The organism is Carnobacterium sp. FSL E2-0243, from assembly GCF_038003605.1.
GTDB lineage: Bacteria > Bacillota > Bacilli > Lactobacillales > Carnobacteriaceae > Carnobacterium > Carnobacterium maltaromaticum.
In genome coordinates, this window is the sequence record NZ_JBBOPM010000001.1 from 2579127 (window position 1) to 2599817 (window position 20691).

Annotated in this window: 22 protein-coding genes; 5 read left to right on the top strand and 17 right to left on the bottom strand. The window is 32.9% G+C overall.

Annotation, left to right across the window (positions count from 1 at the left end):
* Positions 1–147: 147 nt before the first annotated feature.
* The 3 genes from MHI00_RS12315 to MHI00_RS12325 form a co-directional block, all read right to left on the bottom strand.
* The gene (locus tag MHI00_RS12315) at positions 148–375 is read right to left on the bottom strand and encodes a DUF2969 domain-containing protein (RefSeq protein ID WP_010050996.1); all 228 of its coding nucleotides are present in this window, start codon (positions 373–375) and stop codon (positions 148–150) included.
* Between the two features lie 201 nt (positions 376–576).
* Positions 577–1689, bottom strand: a complete 1113-nt coding sequence (gene ald / locus MHI00_RS12320) for an alanine dehydrogenase (protein WP_057000630.1) — start codon at positions 1687–1689, stop codon at positions 577–579.
* A gap of 195 nt (positions 1690–1884) precedes the next feature.
* Positions 1885–2238: a hypothetical protein gene (locus tag MHI00_RS12325; RefSeq protein WP_056999704.1), complete on the bottom strand. Its 354-nt coding sequence runs from the start codon at positions 2236–2238 to the stop codon at positions 1885–1887.
* 197 nt (positions 2239–2435) lie between these two features.
* Between MHI00_RS12325 and MHI00_RS12330 the strand changes: the two genes are divergently transcribed.
* Positions 2436–3347: an AEC family transporter gene (locus MHI00_RS12330; RefSeq protein WP_010050988.1), complete on the top strand. Its 912-nt coding sequence runs from the start codon at positions 2436–2438 to the stop codon at positions 3345–3347.
* 43 nt (positions 3348–3390) lie between these two features.
* On the opposite strand, the gene MHI00_RS12335 is transcribed toward MHI00_RS12330, so the two are convergent.
* The 4 genes from MHI00_RS12335 to MHI00_RS12350 form a co-directional block, all read right to left on the bottom strand.
* Entirely contained in the window at positions 3391–3831 is a 441-nt protein-coding gene (locus tag MHI00_RS12335; protein WP_341113978.1) for an NUDIX hydrolase, read from the bottom strand.
* Between the two features lie 210 nt (positions 3832–4041).
* Entirely contained in the window at positions 4042–4959 is a 918-nt protein-coding gene (locus MHI00_RS12340; protein WP_187958451.1) for an aldo/keto reductase, read from the bottom strand.
* Positions 4960–5367: 408 nt separating this feature from the next.
* Positions 5368–5691: a hypothetical protein gene (locus tag MHI00_RS12345; RefSeq protein WP_016356356.1), complete on the bottom strand. Its 324-nt coding sequence runs from the start codon at positions 5689–5691 to the stop codon at positions 5368–5370.
* A gap of 132 nt (positions 5692–5823) precedes the next feature.
* Positions 5824–6258 (bottom strand): hypothetical protein, encoded by a 435-nt coding sequence (locus MHI00_RS12350; protein WP_341113980.1) that lies wholly within the window; start codon positions 6256–6258, stop codon positions 5824–5826.
* Positions 6259–6506: 248 nt separating this feature from the next.
* On the opposite strand from MHI00_RS12350, the gene MHI00_RS12355 reads away from it, so the two are divergent.
* Positions 6507–6683, top strand: coding sequence for a hypothetical protein (locus tag MHI00_RS12355; protein WP_015075799.1), 177 nt, complete (start codon positions 6507–6509; stop codon positions 6681–6683).
* A 43-nt stretch (positions 6684–6726) separates the two neighbouring features.
* Here MHI00_RS12355 and MHI00_RS12360 read toward each other — a convergent pair whose 3' ends face one another.
* Positions 6727–7212: an AmiS/UreI family transporter gene (locus tag MHI00_RS12360; RefSeq protein WP_010050983.1), complete on the bottom strand. Its 486-nt coding sequence runs from the start codon at positions 7210–7212 to the stop codon at positions 6727–6729.
* Between the two features lie 129 nt (positions 7213–7341).
* Here MHI00_RS12360 and MHI00_RS12365 point away from each other — a divergent pair, with 129 nt between their 5' ends.
* A complete protein-coding gene (locus MHI00_RS12365) occupies positions 7342–8154 on the top strand; it encodes a MerR family transcriptional regulator (protein WP_135054411.1) in 813 nt (270 codons plus the stop codon).
* A 57-nt stretch (positions 8155–8211) separates the two neighbouring features.
* Here MHI00_RS12365 and MHI00_RS12370 read toward each other — a convergent pair whose 3' ends face one another.
* From MHI00_RS12370 to MHI00_RS12410, 9 genes are all read right to left on the bottom strand, one after another.
* On the bottom strand, positions 8212–9852 hold the full coding sequence (locus tag MHI00_RS12370; RefSeq protein WP_341113988.1) for a peptide ABC transporter substrate-binding protein: 1641 nt from the start codon (positions 9850–9852) through the stop codon (positions 8212–8214).
* 20 nt (positions 9853–9872) lie between these two features.
* A complete protein-coding gene (locus MHI00_RS12375) occupies positions 9873–10187 on the bottom strand; it encodes a cupin domain-containing protein (RefSeq protein ID WP_135054407.1) in 315 nt (104 codons plus the stop codon).
* A gap of 141 nt (positions 10188–10328) precedes the next feature.
* Positions 10329–11867, bottom strand: coding sequence for an ABC-F family ATP-binding cassette domain-containing protein (locus tag MHI00_RS12380; protein ID WP_016356355.1), 1539 nt, complete (start codon positions 11865–11867; stop codon positions 10329–10331).
* 459 nt (positions 11868–12326) lie between these two features.
* A complete protein-coding gene (locus MHI00_RS12385) occupies positions 12327–13616 on the bottom strand; it encodes an ABC transporter ATP-binding protein (RefSeq protein WP_341113995.1) in 1290 nt (429 codons plus the stop codon).
* Positions 13613–14017, bottom strand: coding sequence for a hypothetical protein (locus tag MHI00_RS12390; protein ID WP_341113997.1), 405 nt, complete (start codon positions 14015–14017; stop codon positions 13613–13615). Before MHI00_RS12390 ends, MHI00_RS12385 begins: the two co-directional genes overlap by 4 nt.
* Positions 14018–14499: 482 nt before the next feature.
* Positions 14500–15951, bottom strand: coding sequence for a 6-phospho-beta-glucosidase (locus tag MHI00_RS12395; protein ID WP_187958446.1), 1452 nt, complete (start codon positions 15949–15951; stop codon positions 14500–14502).
* Between the two features lie 66 nt (positions 15952–16017).
* Complete coding sequence (locus MHI00_RS12400) at positions 16018–17865, bottom strand: beta-glucoside-specific PTS transporter subunit IIABC (RefSeq protein WP_015075789.1); 1848 nt, start codon at positions 17863–17865, stop codon at positions 16018–16020.
* A gap of 241 nt (positions 17866–18106) precedes the next feature.
* Positions 18107–19000 carry a MurR/RpiR family transcriptional regulator gene (locus MHI00_RS12405; RefSeq protein WP_056999696.1) on the bottom strand — a complete coding sequence of 298 codons (894 nt, stop codon included), beginning with the start codon at positions 18998–19000 and terminating at the stop codon, positions 18107–18109.
* Between the two features lie 34 nt (positions 19001–19034).
* Entirely contained in the window at positions 19035–19415 is a 381-nt protein-coding gene (locus MHI00_RS12410) for a MerR family transcriptional regulator (protein WP_010050969.1), read from the bottom strand.
* Between the two features lie 125 nt (positions 19416–19540).
* On the opposite strand from MHI00_RS12410, the gene MHI00_RS12415 reads away from it, so the two are divergent.
* Entirely contained in the window at positions 19541–19858 is a 318-nt protein-coding gene (locus MHI00_RS12415; protein ID WP_010050968.1) for a carboxymuconolactone decarboxylase family protein, read from the top strand.
* A 21-nt stretch (positions 19859–19879) separates the two neighbouring features.
* Complete coding sequence (locus tag MHI00_RS12420; protein WP_332631348.1) at positions 19880–20680, top strand: MBL fold metallo-hydrolase; 801 nt, start codon at positions 19880–19882, stop codon at positions 20678–20680.
* The last annotated feature ends 11 nt before the right edge of the window (positions 20681–20691 follow it).

Consider the following 20691-nt stretch of genomic DNA (forward strand, 5'->3'; position numbering starts at 1 on the left):
AGGAAAACTTCCCTTCTAATGCAAAATAGTATCATAAGCATACCATATTTAATTTTCAAATAAAAAAGTTATGGTTGATTTGCGGAGAAAATAAAAGCACCTTTCTCTGGCAAAAGCCTAGAAAAAGGTGCTAAATATTCTCATTCATTAGTTGTGTAAATTGTAATCCATAATTAAATCATTAATCCCTGCATCGACTGTTTTAACAACAAAACTCTTGCCGTCTTTCATAGACACAGTTGGATTTTTTTTACCTTCTTGTTGAACAGTTCCAATTTTTTCATCATTAATAAATAATTCTAACTCAACAAAATCTTCTGTATTTCGTTCAGTTTCTCGTACTTCAACTTTTACTTCCTTATTACCTCTCGCCAAATGAACGCGCTCCTTTAACTAATTTAATAACTTGATGGCTTCATTAATTGCTTGTCTCTCTACTAGTATATTGCTTTTCAACAAAAAACAAAACCCTTATGCCTAAATTTGTTCAGAAACTTTACTAAAAAACGGTTTCTTTTGTTCTATTTCAAAAAATGATAGGACATCTAGCGCCCTATCATTTAGTAAATTATTTAATTATATTACGTCTAAAGCAACTGCATAATCAAAACCATGAGCTTTAGCAACGGCTTGGTACGTAATTTGATGATTGATTAAATTGATTCCAGTTAAAATCGTTGGGTTTTCTTTAGCAGCTACTACAATGCCCTTGTTTGCAATCTGCAAAGCGTAAGGCGCGGTTACATTTGTTAAAGCTAACGTAGACGTTTTAGCTACTGCACCTGGCATATTAGCAACAGCGTAATGAATGACACCGTGTTTCGTATACGTTGGTTGATCATGAGTCGTAACACGATCCGTTGTTTCAAATATTCCACCTTGATCAATAGCAATATCAACTAACACAGATCCTGGCTTCATATTTTTCACCATTTCTTCTGACACCAATTTTGGTGCTTTATCTCCCGGAATCAAAACAGCGCCGATAACTAGGTCAGCATGTTTTAGTAAATGAGCGATATTATAGCTATTCGAAATAAGCGTATCAATTTGGCTTCCAAATAAATCATCTAGTTCAGCTAAACGTTTTGGATTCACATCTAAAATAGTTACCGATGCACCAATTCCAATCGCAACTTTAGCAGCATTTACACCTGATACTCCGCCACCAATAATTGTTACTTTACCTCGCGAAACACCTGGAACACCTGCTAATAAAACGCCACTTCCACCCTTTTGACTTTCTAAAAACTGAGCTCCAACTTGAACAGCCATCCGTCCGGCAACTTCACTCATAGGCGTCAACAAAGGTAAACTACCATCTGCGCCTCTCATTGTTTCATAACCAATCGCTGTTACTCCAGCATCTTTTAAGGTTTTCGTTAAAACAAAATCTGGTGCTAAATGTAAATAAGTAAATAAAATTAAGCCTTCATAGAAATAATTATACTCTTCAGCTAAAGGTTCCTTCACTTTCATCACCATTTCAGCTGCCCAAACACTTTTTGCATCCGCTTTAATTTCTGCACCTGCTGCTTCATAAGCTGCATCTGAAAACCCAGCGTTTGTTCCGGCATTTGTCTCAATAATAACTTTGTGACCAGCTGCAACTAACTCAGAAACGCCTGCTGGTACGATGGCAACGCGATTTTCATTGTTCTTAATCTCTTTTGGTATTCCAATTAACATGTTCATTCCTCCTATATGTCTAGCTAAAACTATCACTTACTTCTATTATATGCCTTTTATGAGCAAATAGAAAACACTTTGTGCACTTAAGCACAATATAGTTCTAATTTATAACAGTTACATTTATAATTTTTTCATTTTATTAGCTAAAATTAAAGCTAATTTTCTATCTTTCACAAAAAAATAACAGCTACTTTAACTATGCACAATCTCAATATCAAATAGTTGCGGATTTTGATCAAACCAATAATCTAACAATTTTCCAGAACCTACTTTCAGCTCTTTTTCAAAAATATCAAATGAAGCATTTTTTGAGATGATTTTTTCGACATCCCTATTAGTTGTTAATGCTTCCATTCCAATTTCCATCAAGTAAGTAACTCCCGGTACAATTTGACAGCTGGTGATTAAATACCTTCCTGCAAATAGCTGTTGATTTAATAAAATCATTGGTTGAAAAAAATTAGTTCCTTGAATATCAAGAATTTTTGCTGGTGTACCATTGCTTTTGACTAAATTATGTTTAATTTCGGCTTTTAAAATCAGCATATGCTCATCCCCCCTTTTCTTTCTAAAACAAGAAAGCGCTCTACCTCATTTGCCTAAAGTATAGCATATTCCTAACTTTCAGCAAGCTTGATTTTTTTATTTCACTTGCACTTTACTGATTAGAGTTTCATAATAAGTAGTGATGCTTATAAAGGTATTTTCTAGTCAAGTCTACATTCAAGGGGGAATATAAAGTTATGTCGACTATTCTATTGCAGGCTGTTGGCTTTTTGCTAATTATTTTTGTCGCCTATATCTTAAAAAAAGCCGGTATTTTTAAAACAAGTGATGGTCATATTTTGTCTAAACTTATTGTAAATCTAACATTACCTGCCGCTATTATTGTTGGTTTTAACGGAGTAAAGGTCAATTCAATCTTTTTTTTATTAATTTTAATCGGATTTTTAACAAATATTATTTTAGTTACAACAGCTGGTTTTTTAGGTCGAAAAAAAGAACCTATTGAGCGCGGTTTATTGATGTTTAGTATTGCCGGGTACAATATTGGAAACTTTACACTTCCTTTTGTTCAGGGCTTCTTCAGTGCTGCTGTCCCCATTCTCGGAATTTTTGATATGGGAAATGCCTTAATGCTTTCCGGGGGAACCGTTGCCTTAGTAGAAGGTATTACTGGTAAAAAAGAAGAAAAATTTTCCATTGTTCGTAGCTTAAAAAGACTTTTTAAATCCCCACCTTTTACGATTTATATCGTCATGTTTGTTCTAGCTCTTTTTCATTTACTTATTCCCGAAAAGGCTTTATCTATTATTAAATTATTTTCTAGTGGAAATGCATTTCTATCTATGTTTATGATTGGACTTTATTTGGAAATAAACATTGATCGCGGAAGCTTAAAAACTGTAGCAAAAATTTTGGTCACACGTTACTTTTTTGCGACAATTGCAGCCTGTCTTTTTTATTTTGTTTTACCTTTTCCAGAATTAGTCCGTAAAGTCCTCGTACTCATCGCTTTTGCACCAATTGCTAGTCTTTCTACAATTAACTCCATCGCATTTGGAGCAAAAGAATCAATAACAGGCTTTTTATCTTCAGCTAGTATTATTATTTCATTGATTATTATGACTGGAATTTTACTTGTTTTAATGTGACAAAAAAGAGATTTGGACAATGAGCCGAATCTCTTTTTATTATTCATTTTGAATGGCATTGTTCAGTATACTTCGTTAAGACGTCAAAATGATGATCCGCAATTTTTTCTGGAGTTTGAAGCCATTTTTTTAAGACACCTAAAGAAATCCAGCGAATATTTTTATACTGATCACTTTTGGTTAAATGAACTCCTGTAGCTTCACAAATATAAGTTTGAAAGTGAATCATTTCCGTCATTTCAACTGTTTTAGTTTCAAAAAAGGCTTCATCATTATCCGTTTGAATCGTTGTAATTGATAAACCTGTCATAGCTTTGACTTCACGTTTTAAGGCTTCAATTGCCTGTTCATCTTCTTTTATTTCGCCACTTGGTAGCTCTAGTAAACCTTTTTCATCTGGAGTCCCGATTGCTTTTTCTTGGATTAAAATAAATTTTTGATTCCCTATTTTTCGTTCAATAATTGCTATTCCATTCTTTTTCACTTTCTTTTTCGCCTCCTATACTATCAGTTAAATTATAACAAAAAAAATTAATGTTACATCTGTTTTCATTAAGACTTAAGCAAAGCTTTAAACTTGGCTGATAGATAACATTTTATTCTGACTAAACAAGTCTTATTTTTAAACTGATTTTCTTGAAAAGAATAAAAAAGAGCAGCCAGATAGCAATCTGACTGCTCTTTTTTGCTCTATTTATGGTAAAACATTTCCTGCTGCACGATAAATACTGTACCATTCTTCACGACTCAATGTAATTGTTGATGCCATTGCTGCATCTTTAATTCGAGTTGGATTCATTGTTCCAATAATCGTTTGAATCTTAGCTGGATGTCTTGTAATCCAAGCTGTTGCAATTGCTGTATTTGTCACACCTTTGGTAGCAGCAATTTCATTAATTGTTGCATTTAATTCTGGGAATTTGTCATTATCCAAAAAGACTCCTTCGAAGAAACCAAATTGGTAAGGAGACCAAGCTTGAATCGTCATATCGTGAAGACGAGAATAATCCAGCACACTGCCATCATGGTCAATGCTTCTTGAATTCGTCATATTAACATTGATACCTGCATCAATCATTCCAGTATGCATAATTCCAAACTGCAGTTGATTCACAATCAGTTTTTGATCAATATATTTTTGTAGCAGCTCAATTTGCATTGGATTTTGATTACTCACACCAAATTGCTTCACCTTGCCAGATTGCTGTAACTCATTAAAAGCCTCCGCTACTTCTTCCGGCTCAACCAATGTATCTGGGCGATGTAAGACTAAAGCATCTAGATAATCCATATTTAAACGTTTTAGGCTACCTTCCACTGAGTTAATAATATGTTCCTTAGAAAAGTCGAAACTCCCCTTACGGATTCCACATTTTGATTGAATTAAAATATCTTCACGCTTAATTGAGGTTTCTTTTAGTGCTTTCGCAAAAATTTCTTCTGACGCACCACCCCCATAAATATCTGCATGATCATAGAAATCAATTCCGTTATCAAAAGCAGTTTGAATTACTTTACTTGCATCGGAAACAGAATTATCTGCCATACGCATACAGCCTAATGCAATCTCAGAAGCCAGTATACCACTTTTACCTAAATCAATTTTATTCATTTTATTTCCTCCATTCCTATTTTTGAAGCTTTGGTACATAAGAACTAGCTTGATTAAAAAGTTCGTTGAGCCGCTTAGCTCTGGCAAGAAAATAGGGAAATTTGATAGGGCGTTTTTTTGCCATCTCGAAATTTCATCTTTTTCTCGAAGAGTTGGCTCATAAGAACTAGTCTAATTAAAAAGTTCGTTGAGCCGCTTAGCTCTGGCAAGAAAATAGGGAAATTTGATAGGGCGTTTTTTGCCATCTCGAAATTTCATCTTTTTCTCGAAGAGTTGGCTCATAAGAACTAGTCTGATTAAAATAAATGATACTCTTCTATTTTACGCTTTAAAGAAAGGGGTTGCAAACAAAAAGTGAAATAATTTTATTCAAAGTATTTCTCCCTCTACTCTTATTCTGTTTTCAGTTTATTTTTCTGCTTGTTGTTCAGATCTCAACTCTAAATCTGGTAATTGATTTGTAACTTGCAATTGAATCGTAAAGATCCACAAAATTAAAAACAACGTGATCACACTAGCTAAACTTGTTAAAAATAAATACTTCATATAGTTAACTTTTAAACGAATAGGTTTTAATCTTTTTTCCCACCTAGCTATATTTTTCTTTTTTTTAGGTTTTCTTTTTGTTACTGTATGTAATTCGATTCGAAACAAAATCAACATGATTCCTGAAACACAACCTCCAATTATACTAATAAAAAAAATTAAGCCTAGTACTCCATACCAAATCATCAAACTCACTCCACTGTTTTATTATTAAATCTTACTATAACACGATATATCAAAAAAAATAAGCGAACAGCTTAATTTAATTTACAATTTTTTACAATCAAAAAAGCTAGGGAATCCCTAGCTCTCTAATCATTAAATCGGTGTATTTAATTCATCTTCTGTATATTTTTCTAGTTTACCAGCTTTATGAAGAATCTTTTTAACTTCATGGATTGCCTTTTTCTGTTCAATATAGCCTTTTACCTTACTATCTGTATCATCTAATTTATCTAATGTACCATCTAATTTATCAAAATGCTTGCCAATACTTGCGACAATGCGATCTTCTTCATGCTCATCAAAAGCAATATTTTCAGCTCCTGCTTCAATTTCTTTAGCTTCAAGTTTATCTAGTTTATTCGCTTCACGAATCGTTTTCTTGATTTCATGAATAGCTTTTTCTTGTTCAAAGAAATGTTTGATTTTGCTATCTGTGTCTTCCATCTTACCTAACGTTTCATCCAGCTTAATAATTGTGTGCTCAATCTTACCAAGGGTTTTAAACTCTTTCTTACTGTAATTAGTCATTAAAATTCCTTCTTCCATCAATTATTTGCATTTCTTCTCTGCAATATTAATGGTACTCCTATATAAAACATTAATCAAATAATATCCCTTATAATTGTAAAACAAAGTTCAGTTCCGTCGCAGGTTATTAGTATCTAACTGTCTAAAATTGTGCTAAAATCAAGTTAATCACGGTAATCTACTTTCACTAATCTTAAGTTGGAGCTAGATTCCGTCTTCACTATTCTATACTAAAAGGAGATGATTACATGAAAAGACTCATTAGAAATGGACTTATCAGTGTCGGAGCAGCTTCTATTGCAGTAGGTGCTACCTTAATTACTGGCGCAGTTGCCTGGTATTCATCTGATTTAGCCTTAAAAAAGTTAGATAATCAATCGCAAAGTAAAACTCAATGCCAATGCCGTAAATGTAAACATAAGTAATTAAAAATAAGCCTGAAGTTTCATTACTTCAAGCTTATTTTGTTTACCAAAGTTCAGTTATCATAAGAAAACCAGGAATCCATGCTGTAAAAATCCCCGTAAAAATCGCAAAATAATAAACTGGTATGCCTATTTTTTTTGCCAGAACTGTTTCAATAAAACCAGTTAGCCATAGCGCTCCCCAAACTAACCAAATAATCGCGAATCGCCAGTCTCCTTCACTAGCAAAACTAATATAGGCACAAGGAACTGTATTGATAGCCACAAATAAACAAAAAATTCCATAGACTCGATCATCAAGATTAAAAACTGAAACCAGTGTGACAAACAAATACGTAAATGCAAATAAAAAACCAGTTGCAGCAGCATAATAATCGCCACGCCATAAATAAACTAAATTAATGATAAACGATAATACTCCTGTAAATCCATTCATTACCGCTAGAGACTTTTTATCAATTTTTAATAAACCACCTAAACCATTACTAATTAATGTAACACCTACAAATAACATGCCTACACCTAACATTCTTTTTTCCTCCTGCATGAGCTCATTTATTTAGCCTAAAATTTGATGGAAGCTCGTTTTTTTGCTATAGTTTCAGTATAAACCTTAGAACGATTCCAAGGTCAAGCCAAACTAAAAAGAAGGTTGCAGATGAACTCTTATTTTAAAATAAAAGAAATGGCTGATTTGTATGATATAGGCACAGATACATTAAGACATTATGATAAAATCGGGTTATTAAAGCCTTCCCGAAGTAGCAATGGCTATCGCTTATATAGTGTTCAAGATTTATATAAACTAAATCTAATTCGTGATTTACGCAATCTTGACTTTTCACTAGAAGCAATTGGGAACTACTTAGAAAAAAGAACCATCGAACAGACAACAAATTTATTGAACATCGAATATGAATTAGTGAATGAAAAAATCCAAGAGCTTGAAAAAACGCAAGCCTATCTAAAGGAACGGATAAATTTAATGGACGAGTCTCCTAAAATAATAGCAAATGAAGTTAACGTATTGAAGCTTCAATCTCGTTATTGTATCCAAGAATTGGCTCCCTTAGAAAGTCCAATTGAAGTTGATTATACCTTGAAAAAATTGCAAAAACGCAATGAAAGCCTAATTCCGTTATTAACCCAATCTGCAATTGGAGCCTTTTTTGATTGTGAGAATTCTTACTTAAAAAAACAGGCCAGTTTCAACTCAGTTTTCTTTATTTTAAAAGAAAACCAAGTTAAACCTGACTTTGTCTTAGCTGCTGGTAGTTATCTGTCCATTCATTATCGTGGAAGTTACCAACAAAGTTTTACCTACTTATCGAAGCTATACACATATATTAACGAACATAAGCTCGTTGCTCTTGGGCCGCCTTTTGAACTTTATAAAATTGATTTTCATGAGACTTTGAAAGAGGCTGAATTTTTAACTGAAATTCAAATTCAAGTTGAAGAAAGCACTTAGCACATCAAACAACCCCGTTAACTCTTCTCTAAAGGAAAAGAAACGGGGTCGTTAGTGTTATTCTTTATAGGCTCCTTTAAGCACAACTGGTGCACCAAAGGAATGGTATTGAATCCCTTTAACATTTTGTTTTTGCAAAATAGCATCATTTCGTTGGCTAAGTCCAATTGTTCCAGCATCTTCTAGTAAAAATTTCTCTGCTTCAATTAGTGTTTTCCAACGTGCTTCTAAATCTAACGCATAAGTTACAGATGCCTTTTCTAACAACTCATTATAGGCTGGATTCTCATAATTCATTGCGTTTGGTGATTTGAACACATTTAACGTTGAGATTGGATCTAAATAATCCGGAGCCCAATAGATCAAGAACATGTCGTAATTGCTTTCTCGAGCAAAATTCAACGCTGCTTCAGTTGGCATTGAACGGATACTTAATTTTAACCCTGGTAAATTTTCTTCTAAATTTCCTTGAATGTATTCACCCATTTTTTTATACACACCGTCATCTGTTACCATTAACTCAATATCAATCTTATCACCCAGCTCAGCTTTAGCTTTATTCCAATAATCAAGTGCTTTGGTCTTATCAAAAGCCATTACATCGCCAGCTTCTTTACGAAAATCTTCATTCGTTTCCGGATTCCCCACAAATCCAGATGGAATCAATCCATTTAAAGCATTTGATCCATCAGCTACAACTTTATCCGCCATCGTCTCTTTATCTAATGCCAGTGCCATCGCTTTACGTACATTTTCATTTGCTAAAGGTGTTGCTTGGCCATTCCGTTTTTGATTTAAACGAACATAGTTAATAATCGATGTTGGCACAGATAAAAAGTCCTGGTTTTCGGTGTTTTCTGAGGCGATAACTCCAGTTAATGTTGCAACATCTAATTGATCATTATCAAATAAGTTTAACGCTGTAGAACTTTCCTTAATCACTTCATAATGAATTAAATCGGACTTCACATTTTTTTTATCATGATAGGTTGGATTTTTTTTCAAATCCCAGCCTAGTTCACCTTGTTTCCATTTACCCATCGTAAATGGTCCATTATAAATAACAGTTTCATTGGTTGTTCCATAATTATCACCTTGTTTTTCCACAAATTCTTGATTCTGCGGAAAGAAAACCGGAAATGTTAACACTGATGTAAAGAAAGGCTTCGGCTCACTTAGTTGTACCTCAATTGTATAATCATCAACGGCCTTGATGCCTAACTCATCTACTGGCTTTTTACCACTTACAACATCCTCACCATTTAAGATAGTTTGTTGAATTAAAAAGCTATAGACTAACCCTTCTGCTGGATCTGCTAATTTTTTCCAAGCATAAATAAAATCATTGGCAGTCACTTTAGTTCCATTCGACCAAACAGCATCTTCACGCAATTTAATCGTATAGGTTTTACCATCTTCTGAAATTTCCGGCAACTCTTTAGCTACTGCTGGAATGACAGTTTCCTTTTCTCCAATTCCATATAAGCCCTCAAAAACGGCTGTATGAGTTACTGCATCTGGAAAATCAAGCATATTTAAAGAATCTAAGGTTGTGACTTCAGAAGCAACCATCAAATTTAACGGTTGATTACTTGTTTCATCATTTTTATTTTCCTTATCGCTTTTAGATCCACATCCAATTAAAGTAATGGTTATAACAGCCAAACTAACTAAACCTAATCCAATTCTTTTTTTCATATTACTCCCCCTAGTCAAGCCTATTTAATCAATACCCAACAAATTTCACATGGTACATCGCCATTATTTACACACCAATGTTCCTCACCTGCTGGAATTAAAGTCCCCATTCCTCCACTGATTTCAAAAGCTTCCCCACCGCTTTCACCAGTCATTCCACCAGAAATAATATAACTATATTCGTTTTCTTCATGTCGTGAAAGTCCTTCTTTAGGGACTCTTTCTCCTGGTAAAATTGAAATAGTTCCCATTCTAAAATCTGTCACATTTAAATTGTTTTCTTCAAAAAAACTTTTCAAATGATAGTCATCTGCTTCTGCAAAAATCTTTTTCATCTTTCCACTCCCTCATTCTAATCTAATCTATTTTTAATTTTTCTGAAAATTTACTCAATTATACATGAAAGCCCTTTGTTTGTAAATCTCTTTAGCGAACTAAAGCTATTTTATTTTTATTCATTAGCCAAATGATACTTTTTATATAGATTCTTGCTCAATTGAGATTACTTTATCTGTCCAATCCCGATAAAATTTTTCTTCATGGGAAACAAGTAATACCGTTCCTTCAAATTTTATTAAAGCTTCCTTTAAAGCTTCCTTGGCTTCCACATCTAAATGGTTGGTTGGTTCATCCATGATTAAAAAATTGACCGTTTTTAAAGTAAGAATACATAATTTCACTTTTGCCTGTTCACCACCACTTAACGTTGCAATTCCTTGCGTCACATGTTTATCATTTACACCACATTGAGCTAAATGACGACGAATTTCTTTAACCGTTAATTTTGGATGCGCATCAGAAACAACTTGGATTGGCGTTAATAAGCCATTCTCCCAAGCCAAATCCTGTTCATAATAACCAACTTTTACTTGTGGTGAAAATTGAAAACCACCAGCCAAAGACGAATTCATACCAACTAAAGTTTTAAGCAATGTTGATTTACCAATACCATTAAAACCAGTAATAACAATTTTTTGATTGCCTAAAATCGAAAAATTTAAATGACTCAACAGAGGGTGATCATACCCGACAGACAACTGATTAACCGTCAAAACTTTGTGTGAAGCCAAAGGAACTTCTTTAAATTTAATCGTCGGTTTATGGGTAAAGCTCGGTTCAGTCAGACGTTCCATACGCTCCAAATGCTTTCTACGTCCTTGTGCCATCTTCGTATTGATTCCCGCAATATTCTTCCGAATAAACTCCTCAGTCTCTTTAATTTTCTTTTGCTGTGCGCCATACTGCCTAACGTAATCTTCTCTCAAATGTTCTTTCTGTTTTAAGAACTCTGAATATTTACCATTGTATTTTTTTATGGTTCCAAATTCAATATCACAAATACATGTCGCAATTTTTTCTAAAAACTCATAATCGTGTGAAATTACAATAAAGGCTCCTGAAAAACCTGTTAAATAGTTTGCCAACCATTCAACATGCTCTTTATCCAAAAAGTTGGTTGGTTCATCTAACAAGAGAACATTTGGCTCTTCTAATAATAATTTTGCTAAAATAACTTTGGCACGTTGCCCACCACTCAATACTTTCATTTCTCGATTGACACCAATTACATCTATCCCTAATCCAACAACAATCTTATTAATAGTGCTTTCAATCGAATAAAAGTCATGAATTTCAAGTTGTTCTTGGCACTCTGCTGCTTGTAGCAATAACTCTTCATTGCCAGAAATAGCACTTTCTTCATATAGATTTGTCATTCTTTTTTCAATTTCAAACAATTTACTAAAGGCTAATTGTAAATAATCTGCTACTTTCAACTCTCTATCTACATCAGCATATTGATCTAAATGACCTATTTTTACATTAGATTGCCATTTAATACTGCCCTCATCTGGAATTGTTTTCCCAATAATAATATCCATTAATGTACTTTTACCGGCGCCATTTTGACCCACGATTCCCATATGGTCATTCTTAAATAAATTAAATGCACCATTCTCATATAAAACTTTATCTGCAAAACTGTGTGATAAATTTTCAACTTTTAATAAACCCATTTTAAATTCCCCTTTTCTACTAAAAAAAAGCAGAAGAAAACGTATCGTTCATACGTTGTCCTTCTGCTTTTGGTTCAAATTTCATTTGCCAAAAAATACAAAAACAAAGGACCCAAGACAATAGCTTTGTCTTGGGTCCTTTAATCTATATATTCTTCAGCAAATAGTTTCACTCAAATAAGCCTAATTTTTAGACCTATTTTCAAACTATTGGCTGATGAATATGAGAAGTCTAAACTTCTCGATTAAGCTCCATACAACGCTTCATCAAATCAAGTTGTAGGGAGCTAAGTCTCGTAATAAATGGTTCTGGTTTAACGCAATACATTTTATGCACCTTCCTTAATTGGCACTTTATCACAGAATTTTATGGAAGTCAATACTGTCTACTCTATCAAAAAAACAACCTGAGGGAGGATTCTCAAGTTGTTTTACTTGGTCTAAAGAGATAAAAAGCATTTATTCCTTTTTAGAATTTTGCTTTAGTTCGTATAAATAGCCTTGTTTTTCTATTAATTCATCATACGATCCTTCTTCAATAACCAATCCATTTTTTAAACAAATAATCTGATCTATTGATTCTAAAAAATTCATTTTATGGGTAATAAAAATAACTATTTTATTTTCAAAAAAAGGCAGTATATTTTGCATAACTGCTTTTTCAGTTAAATGATCTAAAGCTGAAGTAGCTTCATCTAAAATAATTAAATCAGAGTCACTAAATGCCATTCGAGCAAAAGCAATACGCTGTTTTTGACCACCTGATAATTTAACACCTTTTTCACCCAATTGTTCATCTAATCCATGCTCTAATTGATTAAAATACTTTTCTAATCTACATGTTTTCAGCATTTCAATCACTTTATCATCACTTACTTTTTTGTCAAAAATAATATTTTCTCGTAACGACCCATCAAATATTGGTGAGTCTTGAGAAATATAAGTCACTTTTTCATAGAGAGAGTTAAAATTAAGTTCTGTTATATTCCTTTGATTGAAACGAATAGTTCCTTTAGTTGGCTTTATTAAACCTACTATTAGCTTTACTAGGGTAGATTTCCCTGCACCACTTTCTCCTATCAAAGCGTATCTTTTTCCTTTTTCAAACTGCAGAAAAATAGTATCTAGAATCAATGTTTCATCAATTGAATAGGAAATGTTTTCCAAATTAATAAATTCTATTGGGTCTACTTCATAATATCCATTGATTAAATTATCTTCATTTTCTAGTTCTAAAAATTCTATTAACCGATCAAATGATACACTGTTCATTTTAAATTGAACATAAAGAACATTAAAAATAGCAATTGGTGAATATATTTTATCAATATAAATAATCAAAGCTACTAAAGTTCCAATTGAACCCTCTAATTGATTAAAAATAAATAAACAAACAACTAAGATTTTAATTAAAGAAACCAATACCGCAAAGAGCGTAAAAAAAAGCTCATGGATTAGTGCGATGCGTGTTCGACTCACAACCGTTTCATTTATTAAGATATTTAATTCAGCTAATTCTTTTTCGTAGCGTTTATTGATTCTAAATGTAACTAATTCCATAATTCCTCTAGAAAGTACGCGATTAATTTGCTCTTCATTGACTAAGATAGATTCTTTCATGCCATACAGAAATTTTAAAAGAAATTTTGTTGTAAAGAAAACAACAAGATAGCCAATTAACAGATACATAATCAATTTTTTATTGATTAATAAAATGAAAAATACATTAAATAAGATATCTGGAATCAATTCTCTGACAATCCTAAAATAAAAATCAAAAACAACTTGTTTTCCTGCTGTAGCACATTTTCTATCCGTTGCAGCAAAACTCCGAAACCAATATTTACATAGCGATCATACCTAATTAAGCTAACCTTTTTTAATGATTCTTGTTTGTAGTGGAAATACAGATTGTTTGCTAAATAATTTTTAGGATATTCATCTAAATAAGAAAGAATTGGAACAAAAATTAATGTTAACCCATAAAATAAAACGGCTTTTTTATCTACAACAAGTAAACTTGAGCTATCTATTATTTTTTGAAAATAGAAAATAGTTGCTGCACTTAGCCAAGAAATAAGGATTCCCGATATCAAATAAACTATACTCATTTTTTTGTACGTTGCTAAAATATTTTTATATTTTTTCATCATCTACACCCTTTTATCGATTTTATATCGTATAATAGGATGAAATTGTATTTAATTTATTGAATCAAAACAAAGTATCCTATTGGGTTAATAATTAATCATACAGATCAGCTCCTTTTTTATATAAGTATTAAGTAAAACGTTTACATTTGCTTGCCTAATTAAGTATAAATCTTTTAATTTTGAAAAAAATGAATAAACTATAGGTATTTCACAACTAACTATATGTCTTTTAATTAACTAAAAGAGCTGAAAATGGTTTCAAATCTACTGTTTCAGCTCTTTTAGTTTAATCTATATTGAGATAGATAATAAATTTCAACTGTATAGTATGACTTATATAACTCTGTTAACCTACCATTCAAACCAATTAATTATCCGTTTAACTCTATTTAACATTGAATAAAAAATAAAGAATTCTGCTAGCATTCGTTAACTTAGATTCTATGTTTAGCCACTAATTGCAATAAAAAATCTATTTCTTACTTTTCAATATTTAAATTTTCGCTAGACAGATTCTCACCATTTGTCTCAATTACTTGCTGATACCAATAAAAAGATTTCTTTTTAGAACGCGCCAGTGACCCATTTCCTTCGTCATCACGATCCACATAAATGAAACCATAGCGTTTACTCATTTGTCCAGTACTAGCGGCAACTAAATCAATACATCCCCAAGTTGTATATCCAAGTAATTCTACACCATCAATTTCTACCGCATCTTTAAAAGCTTGAATGTGTTCTCGTAAATAATCAATGCGGTACTCATCTTCTACATAACCATTACTATCCGGTATATCTATTGCACCTAAGCCATTTTCAACAATGAATAAAGGCTTTTGATAACGATCATATAATTGATTTAGAGAATTTCTTAAACCTAAGGGATCAATCTGCCAACCCCATTCAGTTGAGGGTAAGTTTTTATTTTTTATTGAAGCAAAAATGTTACCAGTTGATTGCTCATAATCTTCTGAATGCGCACTCACGGTCCGTGAACAATAATAAGAAAAAGTCACAAAATCAACTGGTGAGGCTGCAAGGATTTCTTTATCCCCTACTTCCATCACAATATTTAAACCTTCTCGTGCTAATTTTTTCAAGGCGTAATTTGGGTATTTCCCCCTCGCTTGGACATCAATAAAAAAATAACCTTCACGATCACGGTTAATCGCTTCTTGATAATCTTCTGGGCGACAAGTATATGGGTAATGGCTACCGCCTGCTAACATACAGCCAACCTGATTTCTTGAATCAACCTCATGGGCAATTTTAGTTGCTAAGGCACTTGCCACAAGTTGATGATGAGCAGCTTGATATTTAATTTCTTCCTGATTTTCACCTTCTTTAAAGATAATTCCTCCACCAACAAAAGGTTGATGTAACAATATATTGATTTCATTAATGGTTAACCAATACTTAACTAAGCCTTTATAGCGTTTCAAAACTGTTTCAGCATACCGTGTATAAAATTCAATCAACTGACGGTTCTTCCAACCACCATATGTTTTAATCAAATGAATGGGTACATCAAAGTGAGCAATTGTTACTAATGGTTCAATTTGATGCTTTCTTAATTCTTTAAAAATACTTTCATAGAATGCAAGACCTTCCTCATTTGGTTCAGCATCATCTCCATTAGGGAAAATACGAGACCATGACAATGACATTCGATAAACTTTAAAACCCATTTCCGCAAATAATTGAATATCTTCCATATAACGATGGTACATATCAATTGCTTCTTTTGCTGGATAATAATAGCCATCCTGCCAATCCAGCATTTCTAATTCACCTAGAGCAACTTTTTTACGATCTTCACCACAAGGTAATACATCAATATTAGAAAGCTTTCTACCGCCTTCCAATACGCCACCTTCAGCCTGATTCGCAGCTGTTGCTCCACCCCATAAAAAACTTTTATCTAATGTCATGTATTGACAGCTCCTATTCATTTTTATTCAACATGCAAATTTTAGCGATTCTTTATTTAAATTTTTTTATACTTTAACTATTAATACTTCTTCGTTATTGAGTAATTTCCCTTTATTAGTCAATTCAATTGACGAGTACTGTGGACTATTTGTTATAACAACTGGGACTTGAGTTTCATAGCCTGATTCTTTAATTTTTTCTAAATCAAAATTTAAGATTGCTTGTCCTTTTTTGACTGTTTGCCCCGGCTCTACCAAAGTATCAAAATATTGGCCTTTTAACTCTACAGTATTTAATCCTACATGAATCAAAAGTTCTATTCCTGTTTCTGATACAAGCCCAATCGCATGTTTTGTTGGAAAAACTGCTTCAATTTTCCCATTAAATGGTGCAATTACTTTTCCTTCAATTGGCTCAATAGCAAATCCCTTTCCAAGAGCGCCAGAAGCAAAGGCTCCATCCTTTACTTCATTCAAAGGAATTATATTTCCTTTAATCGGATTACTAACTGTTGCATCTTCTAAAATAACTTCTTTAACGGATGGTAAATCTACTTCTTTTTCAAATTTGAAACTTAAAATATAAGTTAAAACTGCTGAGACCACTGCTGAAATTAACAAAGCAATCACGATATTCCAGAAAAAAACCATCGAATTATCGCCAATATAAAGTAAAATTGCAGGCAAACCTGATGAGCCGGTTGCAAAGCGGTGTGTATTGGTTAATCCAGCATATAAACCACCTGCTCCACCACCAATCATAGCAGCAACCAATGGGTATTTTTTCGGTAAATTCACACCATATAATGTTGGTTCAGTAATACCCATATAAGCAGTAATTGACCCAGAAACAGCCAACTGCTTCATTTTTTTATCTTTCGTTCTAAAAGCAACTACTGCTGAAGCAGTTGCTTGAGCAATATTTGAGCAAACACAGCCTGGTCCAAAAATACTATCATAACCAAGTTCTGCCATTTGCATCACGCCTAACGGAGCCACACCATTATGAAGGCCAAACATTACCATAATTGGTAGAAAACCACCAATCAAGACAGCTGGTACCCAACTTGCGTTCATACTTAAAAACATAAAGAATCCTGCAAGGTAACCGCCAATAATACTACCAATTGGTCCTAGAACTGAAAATGCTAATGTTCCCATAATTAAAAATGTCAGCATCGGTACAAAAACTAATTCAACTGATTTTGGTATGACTCGATTGAGGAATTTTTCCACATAAGACTGAACCAAAATAATTAAAAGAATTGGAATTACAGATCCAGTATATGTAGCTAAATTGAAAGGAATAATATCAAAAAATTTAACTGGTTCCCCTGCTGCAACTAATGTGCCCCAATTTGGATGCATCATCATTGCTGCGACAGATGCTGCTAAAATTGGATTACATCTCAACTTTTGAGCAACTGTGAAAGCTAACATCATCGGTAGGAAGAAAAAGACGCCGTCCGCAAATAAGTTCAATAAATAATAGGTTTGTGACTCTACAGAAACAATTTTAAAAACAACTAGCAATGCTAGAACAGCCTTCACCATACCAGCACCAGATAATGCAGGAATAATTGGTTGGAATGTACCAGCTACAAACTCAATAATGATATTAAACACACTTTTTTTATCTGATGGTGCCTTATTTTGTTCACTAACATCAACTTTCTTATCAATTTCTTCAAAGACATCTTTCACATGTGTGCCTATTACAACTTGATGAACCCCAGCGTTAACCAAATAAGTTGCTACTCCATCTAGTTCCTCAAGTTCTTCCTTATCTACTTTTTGCTCATCTATTAATTTAAAACGAAGACGAGTTTGACAATGATACGCATCTGAAATATTTTCTTTTCCACCTAACTTCTCAACAATTTCTTGAGCTAATTTTTCATATTTTTTACTCATGGATTTCTCCCTTCAATGTAACAAGATCCTATTTTGAATAAACTGGTTATTCAACTCTTGTTTATAATCGAACTTTACCACTTATTGATAACGTTTCCAATAGTTTCAAAACATATCGAAACATATTCCATAAAAAACCAAAATAAGCTACTTTCACTGAAATTTATTTCACCCTTAAGTCTTTTATTTACAAAATAAAAAAGCATTCAGAAGATTTCACTCTTCTAAATACTTAATCATGCTAAAATTTTTCAGATAGCTCTTTAAAGGTTGCTTGCCTTTTAGACTCTAATAATTTTGAATTTGAAATTTTATTCTTTTTGTTGACTTCATAATCAAGTGAAAATACTTTTGCAAATAAAGCATCCAGAATAAATAAAATTGATTCTTGTGTCGCAAAATTAGCAATCTTAGAGTATAATTTTTCTTTACTAGAAATATTGAGTATGACATCTGAGTAATCCCTTAAGTAGTTTTCACCACCACTTGTAATACTAATGATTGGTACAGAATTTTTCATTAATAACTTTACGTTACTCGTTGGATTGTCATCATGACTATTTCCTGAATAAGAAATCATAATTGCACAATCTTTATCATTTAATGTTTGAGTAATAACACCACTTTCACCAGAATTTGCCATGATTGCTTTTTTTTGAATGGATAACAAGTTTCTTTTAATGAGTTCACCATAATAATAGTTTGGGCTCGTCCCATAAATCACAACACTATCAGCACGATGGAGAAGTTCTGCCGCCTTATTAAGATCTTCTGCTACAATCAAAGAAACAGTATCTTTGATACTCTGAATTTTCAAAGTAGCAATGCTTTCAATAATTTCTAATGTATCATGTTGCGCTGAAAAAGGAAAATTTGGATCAACATCTAAATAGGCATTGTCATCATGATAAGCTACTTCATGGCTAAAAGCATACATAAATTCCTTCCAGCCAGAATATCCAAAGTATTTAGCAAATCGGACTAAGGTTGGTTTAGACGTAAAAGTTTGTTTGGCAATCTCTTCCATTGTATAAGATTTTAATTGATCACGATTTTCAAGAATAAATTCGCCTATCACCCGACGAGCATCATTTTGTTTAAAGACTGCTTCTTCAATTCTTTGAAAAAGATACATTTTCATTAACCTCCATTTTAAACTAGTTAAGTTTTTATTCTGTATATAGATTTTCACTAGACTGCTTGATTTTATAATTGTAATTCTCGATTTTCTTTTCTAATTTAGCAACAGTTCCATTAATCGTGGCCTGTTTCTTTAAAAGTTTCTGATATTCATCCATCAAAATCTCTTTTCTTTCAATTAAAGTTTCTTCACCAATTTGATACAACTCTGAATATTTTGAAAGAGAATGAATGGATAAACCTGAATCTCTCATGCATTTAATAAATTCAACCCACTTTAAATCCTCTTCTTGAAAATCTCTTGTTCCTGACTTGTTACGGGTAATTGCTGGCATTAATCCTTGACTTTCATAGTACCTAATCGTAGCTGGTGTCATATTATATTTTGCTGCAACTTCTGAAATATTCATAGCAACTCATCCCTATTCTATATTTTAAGTACTTGTTCCATCTATCTTACCAATATTTCCTCTTGATTTAAAGTGCACTTTATAGTGTATACTTTAAGTAGATGTATTATTAGGAGGTTTTCAATATGGAAAAAATTACAGCAGGACGTGACCAACTCGGTGAATTTGCACCAAAATTCGCTGAACTAAATGATGATGTTTTATTTGGACAAGTTTGGTCAAGAGAAGATAAGCTTAACCCTCGTGATCGCTCAATTGTTACGATTACTGCCTTAATTTCTGGTGGTAACTTTGAGCAGTTAGTCTTTCATATGGGAAAAGCAAAAGAAAATGGTGTGACTAAAGAAGAGATATCCGAAATCATTACTCATCTTGCCTTTTATACTGGATGGCCAAAAGCTTGGTCAGCTTTTACTATCGCTAAAGAGATTTATGAAAAATAATTATTTTGGAGGGAGAAAATGATGAACAAACTACCACAAGCAACACCACCAAAAACAATTCCTTTTGGCCCAGAAGCTTTTCAAAAAAGTAATCATACTGAAATCAGATGGCTGGGAAATTCAGGTATATTTTTAAATAGTAGAGGCTATTGCATGATGGTCGATCCAGTTTTAGAGGGCTTCGATTTACCTTTATTGATTGATATGCCAATAAAAACAGATCAAGTGCCACATTTAGATAGTATTCTTATCACCCATTCAGACAATGATCATTTTAGTATACCAACTTTAGAAAAATTACTGCCTTTGACAACGGCTCTCCACGCACCAAAATATGTAGCGGGCTTGGTCAAAGAAAAAATAAATCATGAGGCAATTGGTCATGATATACATGCTTCTTTTGATGATGGTCCCTTAAAAATAACTTTAACACCTGCTGATCATTTATGGCAAAATGAAAGTAAAAAATATGATCGTATCTTTAAATTAGAAGACTTTTGCGGATTTTGGATTGAAACACCCGATGGAACCTTATGGATTCCTGGAGATTCCAAATTGTTGCCATCCCATTTAGAAATGCCTGAACCTAATGCTATTCTCTTTGATTTTTCTGATAATGAATGGCATATTGGCTTAGATAACGCGATTAAACTTGCTAATACCTATCCAAATTCTGATTTGATTTTATCTCATTGGGGCACAGTTGATGCTCCTCAAATGAATGTTTTTAATGGAAATCCAGCTGACCTACTTCATAGAGTAGACAATCCTGAAAGAATCCAGATAGTTGCTGCTGGAGATGTTTTTATTTTAGAAAAATAAAAAAGAACTTC

What these genes read in the sequence shown, in the direction of transcription:
- MHI00_RS12340 (WP_187958451.1), bottom strand. Translation starts at nt 4,959, where the DNA reads ATGAATAAAATTGATTTAGGTAAAAGTGGTATACTGGCTTCTGAGATT.
- MHI00_RS12330 (WP_010050988.1), top strand. Translation starts at nt 2,436, where the DNA reads ATGTCGACTATTCTATTGCAGGCTGTTGGCTTTTTGCTAATTATTTTT.
- ald (WP_057000630.1), bottom strand. Translation starts at nt 1,689, where the DNA reads ATGTTAATTGGAATACCAAAAGAGATTAAGAACAATGAAAATCGCGTT.
- MHI00_RS12410 (WP_010050969.1), bottom strand. Translation starts at nt 19,415, where the DNA reads ATGAATATTTCAGAAGTTGCAGCAAAATATAATATGACACCAGCTACG.
- MHI00_RS12395 (WP_187958446.1), bottom strand. Translation starts at nt 15,951, where the DNA reads ATGACATTAGATAAAAGTTTTTTATGGGGTGGAGCAACAGCTGCGAAT.
- MHI00_RS12360 (WP_010050983.1), bottom strand. Translation starts at nt 7,212, where the DNA reads ATGTTAGGTGTAGGCATGTTATTTGTAGGTGTTACATTAATTAGTAAT.
- MHI00_RS12420 (WP_332631348.1), top strand. Translation starts at nt 19,880, where the DNA reads ATGAACAAACTACCACAAGCAACACCACCAAAAACAATTCCTTTTGGC.
- MHI00_RS12390 (WP_341113997.1), bottom strand. Translation starts at nt 14,017, where the DNA reads ATGAAAAAATATAAAAATATTTTAGCAACGTACAAAAAAATGAGTATA.
- MHI00_RS12415 (WP_010050968.1), top strand. Translation starts at nt 19,541, where the DNA reads ATGGAAAAAATTACAGCAGGACGTGACCAACTCGGTGAATTTGCACCA.
- MHI00_RS12380 (WP_016356355.1), bottom strand. Translation starts at nt 11,867, where the DNA reads ATGGGTTTATTAAAAGTTGAAAATTTATCACACAGTTTTGCAGATAAA.
- MHI00_RS12405 (WP_056999696.1), bottom strand. Translation starts at nt 19,000, where the DNA reads ATGTATCTTTTTCAAAGAATTGAAGAAGCAGTCTTTAAACAAAATGAT.
- MHI00_RS12325 (WP_056999704.1), bottom strand. Translation starts at nt 2,238, where the DNA reads ATGCTGATTTTAAAAGCCGAAATTAAACATAATTTAGTCAAAAGCAAT.
- MHI00_RS12350 (WP_341113980.1), bottom strand. Translation starts at nt 6,258, where the DNA reads ATGACTAATTACAGTAAGAAAGAGTTTAAAACCCTTGGTAAGATTGAG.
- MHI00_RS12345 (WP_016356356.1), bottom strand. Translation starts at nt 5,691, where the DNA reads ATGATTTGGTATGGAGTACTAGGCTTAATTTTTTTTATTAGTATAATT.
- MHI00_RS12355 (WP_015075799.1), top strand. Translation starts at nt 6,507, where the DNA reads ATGAAAAGACTCATTAGAAATGGACTTATCAGTGTCGGAGCAGCTTCT.
- MHI00_RS12365 (WP_135054411.1), top strand. Translation starts at nt 7,342, where the DNA reads ATGAACTCTTATTTTAAAATAAAAGAAATGGCTGATTTGTATGATATA.
- MHI00_RS12370 (WP_341113988.1), bottom strand. Translation starts at nt 9,852, where the DNA reads ATGAAAAAAAGAATTGGATTAGGTTTAGTTAGTTTGGCTGTTATAACC.
- MHI00_RS12375 (WP_135054407.1), bottom strand. Translation starts at nt 10,187, where the DNA reads ATGAAAAAGATTTTTGCAGAAGCAGATGACTATCATTTGAAAAGTTTT.
- MHI00_RS12400 (WP_015075789.1), bottom strand. Translation starts at nt 17,865, where the DNA reads ATGAGTAAAAAATATGAAAAATTAGCTCAAGAAATTGTTGAGAAGTTA.